14 protein-coding genes are annotated in these 15,011 nt (G+C 70.9%); 2 read left to right on the top strand and 12 right to left on the bottom strand.

From position 1 onward, the window contains the following. Nucleotides 1-19 precede the first annotated feature (19 nt). Nucleotides 20-1,930, top strand: a complete 1,911-nt coding sequence (locus tag AAIB33_RS03220) for a prolyl oligopeptidase family serine peptidase (RefSeq protein WP_345802129.1) — start codon at nucleotides 20-22, stop codon at nucleotides 1,928-1,930. A gap of 92 nt (nucleotides 1,931-2,022) precedes the next feature. Here AAIB33_RS03220 and hflX read toward each other — a convergent pair whose 3' ends face one another. Then, entirely contained in the window at nucleotides 2,023-3,549 is a 1,527-nt protein-coding gene (gene hflX / locus AAIB33_RS03215; RefSeq protein WP_345802128.1) for a GTPase HflX, read from the bottom strand. A 147-nt stretch (nucleotides 3,550-3,696) separates the two neighbouring features. Here hflX and AAIB33_RS03210 point away from each other — a divergent pair, with 147 nt between their 5' ends. After that, the gene (locus tag AAIB33_RS03210; RefSeq protein WP_345802127.1) at nucleotides 3,697-4,338 is read left to right on the top strand and encodes a methyltransferase; all 642 of its coding nucleotides are present in this window, start codon (nucleotides 3,697-3,699) and stop codon (nucleotides 4,336-4,338) included. A 60-nt stretch (nucleotides 4,339-4,398) separates the two neighbouring features. Here AAIB33_RS03210 and dapF read toward each other — a convergent pair whose 3' ends face one another. From dapF to AAIB33_RS03155, 11 genes are all read right to left on the bottom strand, one after another. Further along, the gene (gene dapF, locus AAIB33_RS03205; protein WP_345802126.1) at nucleotides 4,399-5,262 is read right to left on the bottom strand and encodes a diaminopimelate epimerase; all 864 of its coding nucleotides are present in this window, start codon (nucleotides 5,260-5,262) and stop codon (nucleotides 4,399-4,401) included. A 42-nt stretch (nucleotides 5,263-5,304) separates the two neighbouring features. Continuing rightward, on the bottom strand, nucleotides 5,305-5,727 hold the full coding sequence (locus AAIB33_RS03200; protein WP_345802125.1) for a GNAT family acetyltransferase: 423 nt from the start codon (nucleotides 5,725-5,727) through the stop codon (nucleotides 5,305-5,307). Next, complete coding sequence (gene miaA, locus AAIB33_RS03195) at nucleotides 5,724-6,644, bottom strand: tRNA (adenosine(37)-N6)-dimethylallyltransferase MiaA (protein ID WP_345802124.1); 921 nt, start codon at nucleotides 6,642-6,644, stop codon at nucleotides 5,724-5,726. The genes AAIB33_RS03200 and miaA overlap by 4 nt, the downstream gene beginning before the upstream one ends. A gap of 5 nt (nucleotides 6,645-6,649) precedes the next feature. Further along, nucleotides 6,650-8,209 carry a tRNA (N6-isopentenyl adenosine(37)-C2)-methylthiotransferase MiaB gene (gene miaB, locus AAIB33_RS03190; RefSeq protein ID WP_345802123.1) on the bottom strand — a complete coding sequence of 520 codons (1,560 nt, stop codon included), beginning with the start codon at nucleotides 8,207-8,209 and terminating at the stop codon, nucleotides 6,650-6,652. 143 nt (nucleotides 8,210-8,352) lie between these two features. Continuing rightward, a complete protein-coding gene (locus AAIB33_RS03185) occupies nucleotides 8,353-9,060 on the bottom strand; it encodes a regulatory protein RecX (protein WP_345802122.1) in 708 nt (235 codons plus the stop codon). An 81-nt stretch (nucleotides 9,061-9,141) separates the two neighbouring features. Beyond that, on the bottom strand, nucleotides 9,142-10,194 hold the full coding sequence (recA, locus tag AAIB33_RS03180; protein WP_345802121.1) for a recombinase RecA: 1,053 nt from the start codon (nucleotides 10,192-10,194) through the stop codon (nucleotides 9,142-9,144). A 247-nt stretch (nucleotides 10,195-10,441) separates the two neighbouring features. Beyond that, a complete protein-coding gene (locus tag AAIB33_RS03175; protein ID WP_345802120.1) occupies nucleotides 10,442-10,666 on the bottom strand; it encodes a DUF3046 domain-containing protein in 225 nt (74 codons plus the stop codon). A 21-nt stretch (nucleotides 10,667-10,687) separates the two neighbouring features. Further along, nucleotides 10,688-11,005 carry a helix-turn-helix transcriptional regulator gene (locus AAIB33_RS03170; RefSeq protein WP_345802119.1) on the bottom strand — a complete coding sequence of 106 codons (318 nt, stop codon included), beginning with the start codon at nucleotides 11,003-11,005 and terminating at the stop codon, nucleotides 10,688-10,690. A 173-nt stretch (nucleotides 11,006-11,178) separates the two neighbouring features. Further along, entirely contained in the window at nucleotides 11,179-11,634 is a 456-nt protein-coding gene (locus AAIB33_RS03165) for a CinA family protein (protein ID WP_345803498.1), read from the bottom strand. 83 nt (nucleotides 11,635-11,717) lie between these two features. Next, the gene (pgsA, locus tag AAIB33_RS03160) at nucleotides 11,718-12,296 is read right to left on the bottom strand and encodes a CDP-diacylglycerol--glycerol-3-phosphate 3-phosphatidyltransferase (RefSeq protein ID WP_345802118.1); all 579 of its coding nucleotides are present in this window, start codon (nucleotides 12,294-12,296) and stop codon (nucleotides 11,718-11,720) included. A gap of 2 nt (nucleotides 12,297-12,298) precedes the next feature. Then, nucleotides 12,299-14,986 carry a DNA translocase FtsK 4TM domain-containing protein gene (locus tag AAIB33_RS03155; RefSeq protein ID WP_345802117.1) on the bottom strand — a complete coding sequence of 896 codons (2,688 nt, stop codon included), beginning with the start codon at nucleotides 14,984-14,986 and terminating at the stop codon, nucleotides 12,299-12,301. Between the last annotated feature and the right edge of the window lie 25 nt (nucleotides 14,987-15,011).

The raw sequence follows: 15,011 nt of genomic DNA, 5'->3' as shown, positions 1-15,011 counted from the left end.
CCGGCGTACGGTGGGGGTCATGAGCCGTGAGCTCCCCTACGGATCCTGGCCTTCCCCCGTCACCGCAGCGGCCGTCTCGGCGGCCTCACCACGCCTCGACGGAGCACGCTTCGTCGGCGACGAGATCTGGTGGGGCGAGAGCGTCCCCGAGGAGGGCGGACGCACGACCGTGCGTCGCCGCCAGCCCGGCGGGCGCGTGGAAGAGCTCCTCCCGCCGCCCTGGAGCGCCCGCTCCCGCGTGCACGAGTACGGCGGCGGCGTGTGGACGGCGTCGGACGACGGCATCCTGTACTTCGTCGAGAAGGCCGATCAGCGCATCTGGGCCGTCACACCCGGCGAGCCGCCGCGACCGCTCACACCGCCGGACGAGGGGGTCCGGTTCGGCGGCCTGACGTGGCAGGAGGGCCGGCTGCTCGCGATCCGCGAATCTCATCACGAGGGCCGGGCGCCGCGACGCGACATCGTCGCGGTCGCGACCTCGGGGCTGTGGCGCGTCGTGTCGCTCACGGCGCAGAGCGACTTCGTCGCGCAGCCCGCGCTCTCGCCGGGCGGCCGCCATCTCGCCTGGGTGGCCTGGAACCATCCCGACATGCCCTGGGACCGCACAGAGCTGCGCGTCGGGCGTCTCGAAGGCGGCATCGTGGCGGAGTGGACCGCGGTCACGTCCGGCACCACCGCGGCGCTTCAGCCGACATGGGTCGACGCGGACGACCTCCTCTACGCCGACGATGCCACCGGGCGCTGGAACATCTGGCGCCTCCGCCTGGACTTCGGCCTCGACCACGAGGACGTCGCTCCCGGCGACGCCGACACCGGCGGACCGCTGTGGGTGCTCGGAACGCGCTGGTTCGCGCCGCTCGACGATGGCCGCATCGTGGCCGTCCGCACGAACGGCGCCGACGAGGTGGTCGTCATCGACCCCGACAGCGGCGAGGTGCGCACGATCGAGGTCGACGTCGTCGCCAACACGTCGATCGAGGACGTCTCCGGCACGCGGGTCCTGGTGTCGGGCTCCGGCGCCTCCTCGCCGCCCGCCGTGTGGCTCGTCGACATCGACTCCGGCGGCGCCGAAAGCGTCGCCGGTTCCGACGCGCCCTGGGCAGAGGAATGGATGCCGCGCCCCCGCGCCGTGACCTTCGACGGCCCGCACGGACCCGTCCACGCCTTCGACTACCCTCCGACGAACCCCACGGCTCACGCACCCGCCGGCGAGCTGCCGCCCTACGTCGTCTTCGTGCACGGCGGACCCACGGCCCACGTCGGGGGTGCGGCATCCGGCAAGATCACCTACTTCACGAGCCGCGGGATCGGCGTGCTCGACGTCAACTACGGCGGCTCGTCCGGCTACGGGCGCGACTACCGGGAGCGCCTGCGGGGCCTGTGGGGCGTGGTCGACGTCGACGACGTCGCGGTCGCGGCTGCGGGCCTTGCGGCGGAGGGGCGAGCGGACGCGGCGCGTCTCGTGATCGAGGGCGGCTCGGCCGGCGGGTGGACGGTGCTGGCGGCGCTGGTGGCAGCCGACGTCTTCGCCGCCGGCATCTCGCGCTACGGCGTGGGCGATGCCCGCATGCTGGCGGAGGAGACGCACGACTTCGAGGCGCACTACCTCGACGGGCTCATCGGCCCGCTCCCCCGGGCGGAGCGGCTGTACGTCGAGCGGTCGCCGCTCAGCCGCCCCGAGCGCTTCCGGGTGCCCGTGCTCCTGCTGCAGGGCTCCGAGGACGAGGTCGTGCCGCCGTCGCAGTCGGAGGCGATCCGCGACGCACTCGCGGCGCGCGGCATCCCGCACTCGTACGTGGTCTACGAGGGCGAGGGCCACGGCTTCCGGAAGGCCGAGACCGTCGTCGACGCGCTCGAGAAGGAGATCGCCTTCCTGGGCGCGGTCTTCGGGTTCGAGACGCCGGATGTTCCGCCGCTCGAGCTGTCGTAGCCCGCGGCGGAATCGGGTCAAGCGCGGGGATCAGGACGGATGCTGCGGCATCCGCCTCATCACGGCGCTTCGACCCGATGCGGTGAGAGGCGTCAGAGGCTGAACGGCGCGAGGTCGGCCGCGAGACGCGGCGACACGTACGCGTGCACCGCCGTCCCTTCCGCCTCGTGCGACTGCGACACGAGGTGTCCCGTCTCGTGGATCGCCGAGACGAGGTCTCCGCGGTCATACGGCACGACGGCGCGCACCTCGACCTCGGGGAGCGGCAGCGCCGCCTCGATCGCGGCACGCAGCTCGTCGATGCCCTCGCCCGTGCGCGACGAGACGAACAGCGCGTCCGGCTCGAGGCCGCGCAGCAGCATTCGCTCGTCGTCCGTCACGAGATCGGCCTTGTTGAAGACCACGAGCTCACGCGTGTCGCGCGCACCGACATCGCCGATGACGTCGCGCACGGTCTTGAGCTGCGCGCCCGGATCGGGGTGGGATGCATCGACGACGTGCAGGATGACGTCGGAGTCGCCGACCTCCTCGAGCGTCGAGCGGAACGCCTCGACGAGCTGATGCGGCAGGTTGCGCACGAAGCCGACCGTGTCGGTCAGCGTGTACACGCGGCCATCCGTCGTCTCGGCGCGTCGCACGGACGTGTCGAGCGTCGCGAACAGCGCGTTCTCGACGAGCACGCCGGCGCGCGTCAGCCGGTTGAGGAGCGACGACTTGCCGGCGTTGGTGTACCCGGCGATCGCGACGGCGGGGATCGTGTTGCGCTTGCGCTCGGCGCGCTTGGCGTCGCGCGCGGGGGCGAAGTCGCGGATCTGGCGGCGCAGCTGCGCCATCTTCGTGCGGATGCGGCGGCGGTCGAGCTCGATCTTCGTCTCACCGGGACCGCGCGAGCCCATTCCCGCGCCGCCCGCGCCGACCTGGCCACCGGCCTGGCGGCTCATCGAGTCACCCCAGCCGCGCAGACGCGGAAGGAGGTACTCGAGCTGTGCGAGCTCGACCTGCGCCTTGCCCTCGCGGCTCTTGGCGTGCTGGCTGAAGATGTCGAGGATGACGGTCGTGCGGTCGATGACCTTGACCTTCACAACGTCCTCCAGCGCACGACGCTGGCTGGGGGCGAGCTCCGTGTCGGCGATCACCGTGTCGGCGCCGACGGCGGCGACGATGTCGCGCAGCTCCTCGGCCTTGCCCCGGCCGACATAGGTGGCGGGATCGGGATGCGGACGGCGCTGCAGCACGCCGTCGAGCACGACGGCGCCCGCGGTCTCGGAGAGGGCGGCGAGCTCGCGCAGCGAGTTCTCGGCGTCCTCCTGCTCACCCTGCGGGTGCACGCCCACGAGCACGACGTTCTCGAGTCGCAGCTGCCGGTACTCGACTTCGGTGACGTCCTCGAGCTCCGTGGACAGGCCGGGAACGCGACGCAGCGCGGCGCGCTCCTCGCGGTCCCACTGCTCGCCGTCGGTGTCGGCGCGCGAGATCGTCGTCTCGTCCTGAAGCGCCTGCGCCGCGCCGAACACCCGCACGCCCGAGCGTGCGTCCGCACGCGAAAGCACCCGATCCACCGGGTCGACGGGGTCGACGGGCGTGGATTCGGTGCTCTGAGGGGTGGTGGTGTCTGTCATGTGTTCCTTCCGGGATGCCTGATGTCCGGCCCCCACGGTGAGTGGGTTGCCAGGCCCCAGGGCAATCCGTAAACTCTACGCTTTTCCGTCGCGGGGAGGCCTCCGCCCCTCCCGCGGACCGAAGCCTCTCCGCTACGCTCGTGAGCGATGAGCGGCGACCATTACTTCAGCGCGTCGCCCTCCAGTTCCGAGAATCTCCGTCGCATCCGCGTGCAGCTCGCCGGTCGCGACCTGGAGGTCACGACGGCGGGGGGCGTCTTCAGCCCCGACCACGTGGACGCGGGGGCGGCGGTGCTCCTGGCGAACACTCCCCCGCCGCCGCACGGCGGACATCTGCTGGATCTGGGCTGCGGCTGGGGTCCGATCGCGCTGAGCGTCGCGCTCGACGCGCCGCACGCCACGGTGTGGGCGGTCGACGTCAACGAGCGAGCGCTCGACCTCGTTCGCCGCAACGCCGAGGCGCTCGGCCTCCACAATGTCAACGCCGCGCTGCCCGACGATGTTCCCGACGACGTCACCTTCCGGACCATCCGCTCCAATCCGCCGATCCGAGTCGGCAAGAACGAGCTGCACGGCCTGCTCGAACGCTGGATCCCCCGCCTCGACGAGCGCTCCGATGCGTGGCTCGTCGTGCAGCGGAACCTCGGGTCGGACTCGCTGCAGCGCTGGCTCGCCGCGACCTTCGACGACGGCTACAGCGTGCATCGCGCCGCGACGGGTCGCGGCTTCCGCGTGCTCAAGGTGCGCCGGCACGGCACGCCGCGCACGGAGCCGGTGCGGCTGCCCTGACGCCGCGCCTCCTGGGCCGATGGGTCGGGATGCCGGCATCCCGAGTCTGCGGCTGCCGGGTCAGGCGAGCGCGACCTCGCCCGTGAACACGAGTGTCGCGGGGCCCGAGAGGAACACGTGGGGCTCGCCCGCGACGTCGGCGACGCGCACGCCGAGGCGTCCGCCCGGAACATCGACGGTCCAGCGATCGGGCGCGGCGGGCCCTGCCCAGTGCCGCACGGCGAGCGCCGAGGCCGCCACGCCGGTGCCGCAGCTGAGCGTCTCGCCCACTCCGCGCTCGAAGACCCGCATGCGGATCGCGCCGACGCCGTCTCGCACGAGAGGGTCGGCCGGCACCACGAACTCGACGTTCGCCCCGCGCGGCGGCTCGGGCTGCAGCAGCGGCTTCGCGGTCAGGTCGAGTCCGTCCAGCTCCTCGTCGGCGGGAAGCGCGACGACGACGTGCGGATTGCCGACGTCGATGCCGAGGCCCGGCCGGGGCACCGAGAGGCCGCGGGCGCGGACGAGCGTCTCGTCCTCCTCCACGCGGAAGCGACCGAGGTCGACCTCGAAGCCGAGGTCGCTGCGCGTGAGCGGAAGGACGCCGTTCCGGGTGCTGATCGGCAGCGGGTCGCCGCCGTCGAGCGACGCGAGCCCCGTCTCGAGCAGGTACCGCGTGAAGACGCGGATGCCGTTGCCGCACATCTCCGCCTTCGAGCCGTCGGCGTTGCGGTAGTCCATGAACCACTCGGCGGCCTCGTCGCCCTCGTCGACCGCGGCCGAGCGCACCACCCGGAGCACACCGTCGCCGCCGATGCCGAAGCGGCGATCGCACAGCGCGGCGATCTGATCGTCGCTCAGGTTGAGGACCCCGTCGGGGTCGGGCACGATCACGAAGTCGTTGCCCGTGCCGTGACCTTTCGTGAACGGGATGGTCTGCGGCATCCTCCGATTCTAGGGTGGCCCGGGAAGCGCGAGCCGTGCCTCTCAGGCGTCGGGAATGAGCCGCTTGCCCGTCGCCCACGTCTCGAAGGGCTCGTACCCGAGGGCGTTGTAGAGGCCGCGGGCGCCCGCGTTGTCGGGGCGGACCATGAGCTGCGCCTTGGGGCATCCCATGGCGAGGAGCCGCTCCTCCGCCTCGACGACGAGCCGCCGCGCGATGCCCTCGCCGCGGCGCTCGGGAGCCGTCGCGAGGTAGTAGAGCCAGCCGCGATGTCCGTCGTAGCCGGCCATGACGGTCCCCACGAGGTCGTCATCGTCGACGGCGACGAGGAAGAGCTCGGGCTGCACGGCGAGCTTCCGCTCGATGTCGCGGTGCGGGTCATTCCACGGTCGCGTCAGCCCCGCCGCATGCCACAGCGCGACGACGGCGTCGGTTTCGCCCACCTCGAACGGCCTCACCGTGATCATGCGTCCTCCTCCACGAGTCGGGCGGCGGGGTGCCCCGGCTCCACCCAGGTGACGCCGGCGTAGCGGCGGAACCACGACACCTGGCGGCGCGCATACCGACGGGTCAGCTGCTGTGTCTGCGCGATCGCCTCGGGCTCGCCCAGCTCCCCCGCGAGCTCGGCCAGCGCCTGCGCGTACCCGATCGCGCGACGCGCCGTGACGCCCTGTTCGAGGCCCTGCTCGCGCAGCGCCGCGACCTCGTCGAGCAGCCCCTCGCGCCACATGCCCTCGACACGGTCGTCGAGTCGCACGACGAGCTCGTCGCGAGGCACTCCGACGCCGACGATCCGGGTGTCGGGATGCCAGGGCACGGGCTCGTCGGGGAGCGCCGCGCCGTGCGTCTGCGAGCCCTGTGCGATGACCTCGAGGGCGCGCACGATGCGACGGCCGTTGCGCGGGTCCATGCGCTCGGCGGCAGCCGGGTCGGCGTGACGCAGCCGCTCGAACAGCACGCCGGGGCCGAGCTCGTCGAGCTCCGCTTCGAGGCGCGCGCGCACCTCGGGGTCGCGCGGCGGGAAGCGGAAGTCGAAGAGCACGCTCGACACGTAGAGGCCCGAGCCGCCCACGAGCACGGCGTCGGCGCCCCGCGCGTGGATGCCGCGGATCGCGTCGCGAGCGGCATCCTGATACCAGGCGACCGCGGCATCTTCGGTGACCGCGAGCACGTCGAAGAGGTGGTGCGGGATGCCGCGCCGCTCGCTCTCGGGGAGCTTGGCCGTGCCGATGTCCATCCCGCGGTAGAGCTGCATGGCGTCGGCATTGACGATCTCGGCCGGTCGGCCACGCGCCGCGAGGGCTTCTGCGAGGTCGAGCGACAGCGCCGTCTTGCCGGTGCCCGTCGCTCCGACGACGGCCCAGACCGCGGGACTCGCCGCCACCGCGGTCAGACGCCGACGCGGAGCGTGGGCAGCCCGAGCGACACGCTGCGCTTCTGTCCCGCCGAGGACCCGTCGCCTGAGGGTGCCGGGACGGCGCAGGACTCGGCGAGGGAGCGCTCGTACGCATCGCCTGCGCGGGTGCGGCGGATGCGCAGCGGCTCACCGTCGGTCGCATCGGCGAGGAGGTGGAACGGCGCCGCGTGGGTGACGGTGACGCTCACCACGTCACCGGGACGCGGCACGACGGAGCCGGCCGGCACCTCGAAGTGCACGAGCCGGTTGTCCTCGGCGCGGCCGGTGAGGCGGTGCGTCTCGGCGTCCTTCTTGCCCTCGCCCATCGAGACGAGCACCTGCGCCTCACGTCCGAGCTGCTTCTGGTTTTCTTCGAGCGAGATGCGCTCCTGAAGCGCGATGAGTCGCTCGTAGCGCTCCTGCACCACGGCCTTCGGCACCTGGTCCGGCATCGTGGCGGCGGGCGTGCCCTCACGGATCGAGTACTGGAAGGTGAAGGCGCTCGAGAAGCGGGATGCCTCGACGACCCGCATCGTCTCTTCGAAGTCCTCGTCGGTCTCGCCGGGGAAGCCGACGATGATGTCGGTCGTGATCGCGGCGTCGGGCATCTTCTCGCGCACGCGATCGAGGATGCCGAGGAACCGCTCGCTGCGGTAGGAGCGACGCATCGCCTTGAGGATGCGGTCGCTCCCCGACTGCAGCGGCATGTGCAGCTGGGGCATGACGGCGGGCGTCTCGGCCATCGCCTCGATGACGTCGTCGGTGAACGCGGCCGGGTGCGGGCTCGTGAATCGGATGCGCTCGAGTCCCTCGATCTCGCCGGCCGCGCGAAGGAGCTTGCCGAACGCCTGACGGTCGCCGAACTCGACGCCGTACGAGTTGACGTTCTGGCCGAGCAGCGTGACCTCGATCGCGCCGTCGTCGACGAGCAGGCGGATCTCGTTCAGGATGTCGCCGGGTCGGCGGTCCTTCTCCTTGCCGCGGAGGCTCGGCACGATGCAGAAGGTGCAGGTGTTGTTGCAGCCGACCGAGATGGACACCCAGCCGCTGTAAACGGAGTCGCGCTTGGTGGGGAGCGTCGACGGGAAGACCTCGAGCGACTCGAGGATCTCGAGCTCCGCCTCGCCGTTGTGACGCGCACGCTCGAGCAGGCTCGGCAGCGATCCCATGTTGTGGGTGCCGAAGACGACGTCGACCCAGGGCGCCTTCTGCTGCACGGCGTCCTTGTCCATCTGGGCGAGGCAGCCACCGACCGCGATCTGCATACCCTCGTGGTGGTCCTTGCGCGACTTGAGGTGACCGAGCGTGCCGTAGAGCTTGCCCGCGGCGTTGTCACGGACCGCGCAGGTGTTGATGACGACCACATCGGCCTCGGCGCCGAGCTCGGCCCGCACGTAACCCGCGCTCTCGAGCGAGCCCGAGAGTCGCTCGGAGTCGTGCACGTTCATCTGGCAGCCGAATGTGCGCACCTCGTACGTGCGCACCCGCCCGTCCACGCCGGTCGCGGCAGGCGACGGCGCGATGAGCGTCGGGGAGGAGGAGGGGGAAGTCATGATGGTGACATTCTACGAGCCGCGACATGCGCGGGTTCTGTGGGCGCCGCCGCTCGCGACGGGACAGGCGAACCGCCGATAAGGTCGGCCGAAGCGAACCTCGCAGACGGCCCCGACCCGTTCGCCGCGCGCCGCGAAACGGATCAGCGGAAACGGACGCCGCTCGAGGGAGCAGACCGCTCATCGAGCGCGATGCGCGCCGCCGTCATCGCGAGCGACCCGCCGTAGCCGCGCCGAGCCAGCTGCCCGCTCAGCCGTCGCAGGGCGGTGTCGCGGTCGACGCTCGTCAGTGACCGCACCTTGCCGCGGGCGAACTCGAGAGCACGCTCGAGGTCGTCGTCGGGGAGCGCCGCCAGCGCGGCGTCGGCCACGTCGCGAGGGATGCCGCGCTTGGCGAGCGTCTGAGCGATCGCCTGGCGCCCCTGCCCCTTGCGGTCGACTCCCGCGTGGATCAGCTGCTCGGCGAGCGCGGCGTCGTCGAGGTAGCCGTACTCCTCGAGCGACGCCAGCACGCTCTCCACGGCGACCTCGTCGAGGTCGTGCTCCCGGAGCACGCCCCGCGCCTCCGACAGCGACAGCGATCGCGTCCGCAGCTTCTTCAGCAGCGCCTTCTCCGCCAGCTCGACACCCGGAGAGTCGACCGCGTCCTCGGCGGCGCCGGGACGGTCGGCTGCCCAGGTCGGGTGCCACGATCCCTCGCCCGACGATGGGTCGGACGAGGCCGATTCCTCCACGCCGGAGCCGCCGTCAGGCACGACGTGATCCGACACGCCCTCCGGATGCTCGGGCACTGCTCCACCGAAGAGGGGGATGACGGGGGCGAGCGATTCGTGCTCGCCCCCGCTACGCATGGCTCACCCCGGTTGTTGAGCGACGTCGAAACACGGTTGTTGAGCGACGTCGAAACACGGTTGTCGAGCGACGTCGAAACATCACGCCGGGCGGCGCTTGGCCAGCTCGTCTTCGGCGGGCGTCTCGGCTCCGCGCGGAACGCCGATGCCGAGCTTCGACTTGATCTTCGACTCGATCTCGGCCGCGACGTCTTCGTTCTTGATGAGGAAGTTGCGGGCGTTCTCCTTGCCCTGGCCGAGCTGCTCGCCGTCGTACGTGTACCAGGCGCCGGACTTCTTGACGATGGCGTGCTCGACGCCGAAGTCGATGAGGCTGCCCTCGCGCGAGATGCCCACGCCGTACAGGATGTCGAACTCGGCCTGCTTGAACGGCGGAGCCATCTTGTTCTTGACGACCTTGACGCGCGTGCGGTTTCCGACGGCGTCAGCGCCGTCCTTCAGCGTCTCGATGCGACGGATGTCGAGGCGGACCGACGCGTAGAACTTGAGCGCCTTTCCACCGGCCGTCGTCTCGGGCGAGCCGAAGAAGACGCCGATCTTCTCGCGCAGCTGGTTGATGAAGATCATCGTCGTGTTGGTCTGGTTGAGGCCACCCGTGAGCTTGCGCAGCGCCTGCGACATGAGGCGCGCCTGCAGGCCGACGTGCGAGTCGCCCATCTCCCCCTCGATCTCGGCCTTGGGCACGAGCGCCGCGACGGAGTCGATGACGACGAGGTCGATGGCGCCGGAGCGCACGAGCATGTCGGCGATCTCGAGCGCCTGCTCACCGGTGTCGGGCTGCGAGACGAGGAGCTGGTCGATGTCGACGCCGAGCTTCTGCGCGTAGTCGGGGTCGAGGGCGTGCTCGGCGTCGACGAACGCGGCGATGCCGCCGGCGCGCTGGACATTGGCGATCGCGTGCAGCGTCAGCGTCGTCTTACCCGACGACTCCGGCCCGTAGATCTCGATGATGCGGCCGCGCGGCAGACCGCCGATGCCGAGGGCGACATCGAGCGCGATGGAGCCCGTGGGGATCACCTCGACCGGAGCGCGCTCGTCGCTGCCCAGTCGCATGACGGAGCCCTTTCCGAACTGCCGGTCGATCTGGGCGAGGGCCGATTCGAGGGCCTTCTCGCGGTCAACTGCTGAGGGCATGGCGTGCTCCTAATGCTCGCGTTCCGTCGCCTGTAGGCTGTCGCGCTCCGGCCCGGTGGGATGGATGCTGCGACAAGGCGTAGGTGTCGTTCGACGTGGTCCACGCTAGGGAGGGGCTCCGACATTCGTCGTCGCATCGACCGTCGCGGTGGACAACCGCAGTTCGACACCTGCTGTGCAGGAGACTACGCCTGTATCGAACTTTCCTTCGATACCTCGCGGCGTGTCGCCTCAGCCGCGTGCCGCCTCAGCGGCGTTTCGGATCGAGTCGTCCCGCGCCGTACCGGCGGTCGAGCGGCACGTCGGTCTCCTCGCACAGTGCGAGCCAGATCTCGCGCGGCGGGATGCCGGCATCCAGCGCCTCCCTCGCCGTGCGATCGCCCAGCGTGGGGAGGACCAGATCCGACATCAGCGCGCTTGCGCGAGGACCGAATTCGGCCGCGACGGCACGCTCGAACTCACTGCGGCGCATCGGTACGGAGAGCGGAGGAGATCAGCGGAGCGAGAGCTCGGGCTGGAAGTCGGAGTCGAGACCAGCGAGGTCGTCGGGGACGACGTCGGGGAACGTCTGCAGGCCCTCGAGCACGGAGATGCGGTCGCCGACTTCGCGCATGATGGTCGAGATGGGAACGTCGAGCGCATCGGCCACCGAGGCGAGGATCTCGCTCGAGGCCTCCTTCTGGCCGCGCTCCACCTCGCTGAGGTAGCCGAGGGCCACGCTCGCGCGGCTGGCGACCTGGCGAAGCGTGCGACCCTTCTGCAGACGGAGGTCGCGCAGCACTTCGCCGATCTCGTGACGAACCAGGATCATTGCGGGCCCCCCTCTGCTTTTCCGCCGTCATCCGGGTGGACAACAGTACAACACCGAATACGGCCAATCTAATCCCGCGCGCTGGGTAACGGGTGGGAATCGCGGAATGTAACCGAGTGGAAACCTCCCGCATTCCCTCGTCATGCCGCCGACACAGAACAGCCGTCTCCCGGCTACAGAGCGTCCAGGGCTGTGCGGACAGCCCGCCGCACCGTCTCCGCGCGGATCTCGTCGCGCGTTCCACTGAGCTCGAGCGAGTCGACCCGCGTGCCGAGGGGCGTCGCGACGCCGATGTGCACCGTGCCGACAGGCTGGCCGTCGGGCGAGTCCGGCCCGGCGATGCCGGTCGTCGAGATCCCCACGTCGCAGGGCTCGTCGTCCTGGCCGAGGCGAAGGCGCACTCCCTCCGCCATCTGCCGCGCGACGCGCGGGTGGACCGGCCCGTGGGCGTCGAGGAGTGTCGGATCCACTCCGAGCAGCGTGTGCTTGAGCTCGGTCGCGTACGCGACGATGCCTCCCCGAACGACGGCGGATGCTCCGGGGACGCCGACGAGCGTCGAGACGACGAGGCCGCCGGTCAGCGACTCGGCCACGCCGATGGTCCAGCCGAGCTCGCGCAGGCGATCCAGGAGCCGCTCGACGTCCGTGCGCCGATCGCGCTGGAGGGTGACCTCGGCGTCGTCGGGAAGACCGGCCGCGGTGGATCGGAGCGTCACGCGGCGCGTCCTTCCTTCTTGGCGCGGGCCGCGCGCACCTCGCTCACGACGACATCGATGCCGCTGGTGATCGTGAGGACGACCGCGATCGTCATCGTGACGCCGTTGACCCACCAGATCCAGTCGCCCACGAGCGTCCACAGGGGCAGCAGCGCGAGCGAGAGCGCCACGCCCTGCGCGAGGGTCTTGAGCTTGCCCATCCACGCGGCGGCGAGCACGTGGTCGCTCACGACCATGAAGCGGTAGACGGTGATGCCGATCTCCCGGATGAGGACGATGGCCGTGACCCACCACGGAAGCTCGCCGAGGATCGACAGGCCGATGAAGGCGAAGCCGGTGAGCACCTTGTCCGCGATCGGGTCGAGCAGCTTCCCGAGGTTCGTGACGATGTCGTTGCGGCGGGCGATCCAGCCGTCGATCCCGTCGGTCGCGATCGCGACGATGAACAGCACCGCGGCCCACCACCGCAGGGGGCCGTCGGCTCCCCCGTCGGCGAGCAGCATCCAGAGGAAGATCGGCGCGCAGAGGATGCGGACGATCGTGATGGTGTTCGGCAGCTGGCGCGGAATCGCCATGATCAGTCCCGTCCGGTCAGACCCCAGGCATCCTCGTCGCCATCGCTCTCGACCACGGGATACCCCTCGTACTGCGACTCTACGGGGTCGGCCCCGTAGTCCAGAGTCCCGGGATCGCTCGCGGGCGCGGCGGGCGCGGCATCCGGCACATCCTCGCCGCGCAGCCGCGCGAGCACCTGCGGCAGCTGCTCGGGCGTCACGAGGACGTCGCGAGCCTTCGACCCCTCCGAGGGGCCGACGATCTCGCGGGACTCGAGGAGGTCCATGAGACGTCCCGCCTTCGCGAAGCCGACGCGCAGCTTGCGCTGGAGCATCGAGGTCGAGCCGAACTGCGTCGAGATGATCTGCTCGGCCGCGGCGAGGAGCAGCTCGAGGTCGTCGCCGATGTCGGCGTCGATCTGCTTCTTCTCGGCTGCGGCCTCGACGTCGTCGCGGTACTCGGGCCGCGCCTGCTGAGTGACGTGCGCGACGACCTTCTCGATCTCCTGCTCGCTGACCCACGCCCCCTGCACACGCAGCGCCTTGGAGGCGCCCATCGGCAGGAAGAGCCCGTCGCCCTGACCGATCAGGCGGTCGGCGCCCGACTGGTCGAGGATGACGCGCGAGTCGGTGACGCTCGTGACCGCGAACGCGAGACGCGACGGGACGTTGGCCTTGATGAGGCCCGTCACGACATCGACGGACGGGCGCTGGGTCGCGAGGACCAGATGGATGCCGCTCGCCCGCGCGAGCTGCGTGATGCGCACGATCGAGTCCTCGACGTCGCGCGGCGCCACCATCATGAGGTCGGCGAGCTCGTCGACGACGACGAGGAGATACGGGTACGGCTTGAGGACGCGCTGGCTGCCCGGCGGCACGGTGACCTCGCCCGCGACGACCGCGCGGTTGAAGTCGTCGATGTGCCGGAAGCCGAACGACGCGAGGTCGTCGTACCGCATGTCCATCTCTTTGACCACCCACTGGAGGGCCTCCGCGGCCTTCTTGGGGTTCGTGATGATGGGCGTGATGAGGTGCGGAACGCCGGCGTACGAGGTCAGCTCGACGCGCTTCGGGTCGATGAGCACCATGCGCACGTCGGCGGGCTTCGCCCGCATGAGCAGGCTCGTGATCATCGAGTTGACGAAGCTCGACTTGCCGGAGCCCGTCGAGCCGGCGACCAGGAGGTGGGGCATCTTGGCGAGGTTCGCCACGACGTAGCCGCCGCCGACATCCTTCCCGACGCCGATCGTCATCGGATGCGTGGACTGCTGCGCCGCGGGCGAGCGCAGGATGTCGCCGAGCGTCACGATCTCGCGGTCGGCGTTGGGGATCTCGACGCCGATCGCGCTCTTGCCGGGGATCGGCGCGAGGATGCGCACCTCGTTGGAGGCGACGGCGTAGGCGATGTTGTTCTGCAGCGCCGTGATGCGCTCGACCTTGACGCCGGGGCCGACCTCGATCTCGTACTGGGTGACTGTCGGGCCGCGTGAGAAGCCCGTCACGCGGGCGTCGACCTGGAACTGGTCGAGGACGCTCGTGATCGCGCGCACGACCTCGTCGTTGGCGGCCGAACGCGCCTTGTGCGGGCTGCCGGCGGCGAGGGCGTTGACCGACGGCAGCCGGTAAGGAGCCGTCGGGGACGTGTGCGGCGAGTCGGTGCCGATGCCGGAGAGCCCGGGCAGCTCGTCGTCGGCGGAGGCGTCGTCGTCGCGGAGCGCCGTGTCGGCCTTGCGGCCCTTGGGGACCGGGGGCGTCAGCGCCGCGACGTCGAAGATCTCGGTGACGGCGTCGGGCGTCGTCGGCGCCGGCGTCGTGACGGCCTTGTCGAACCCGCCCTGCGACGCACCGGGGGGCAGGAGCTCGGTGAGGTCCTGCGACCCGATGCCGCCCTCGGGGTCCTGCTCGCGCCCGGTCTTGTTGCGGCGCCACCACGGCACGGAGGCCTCGGCCTCGTCGGCATCGGGAGCGGCTGCGGCGGCCTCCGACCGCTCCGACCGCTCGGGACGCTCGTCGCCGAACATCCAGGCGTAGAGGTCGCCGAGGCGGCGGCCGATGCGGTTCGGGGGCGTCTTGGTGAGGATCAGGATGCTGAGCACGGCCACGAGGCCCAGCACGATGCACGCCCCGACCTCGGTGAGCAGCATCGCGAGCGGCTCGCCGATCATCCAGCCGAGCACGCCCCCCGCCTCGCTCAGGGCCGGGAGCCCCTCCTTGGGCTGCGGCCGTCCGCCGAGCACGTGGCAGAAGCCCGCGATCGTCAGGACGAAGAGGCCGAAGCCGATGCCGATTCGCCCGTTGTCATGGACGGACGAGGGATGCCGGAAGAGCCATCCCGCGAGGAGCATGAGCAGCACCGGGAGCACGAACGAGACGCGGCCCACGAGGGCGCCGGCCGAATAGGCGCTGATGGTCTTGGCGACGTCGGAGCCGATGAAGAACCACTCCACGACGGCGCCGGCGATCGCGAGCAGCACCAGGAGGAACGGGAAGCCGTCGCGGCGCTGGTCCTTCTCGAGCGTCTCGGGGCCGAACGCGCGGAAGAGTCCGCCCGTCGCGTGCGCGAGTCCGAGCCACGCCCGCGCGAGGACGGGGGGCTTGTCCTGCTCGCCGACGTAACGCTTGGGTGCCGGTTCGGGCTTGCGGGCGCGCGACGACGAGCTCTTCGAGGGCGCGCGACCGTTCGCGGTCGGGCTGCTGGAGCTCCTGGCCATGTCTCCACGCTAAGGCGAACCGCGG

It is taken from the genome of Microbacterium sp. AZCO, assembly GCF_039614715.1.
Classification (GTDB): Bacteria; Actinomycetota; Actinomycetes; order Actinomycetales; family Microbacteriaceae; genus Microbacterium.
This window is presented reverse-complemented; position numbering and strand designations above follow the sequence as displayed.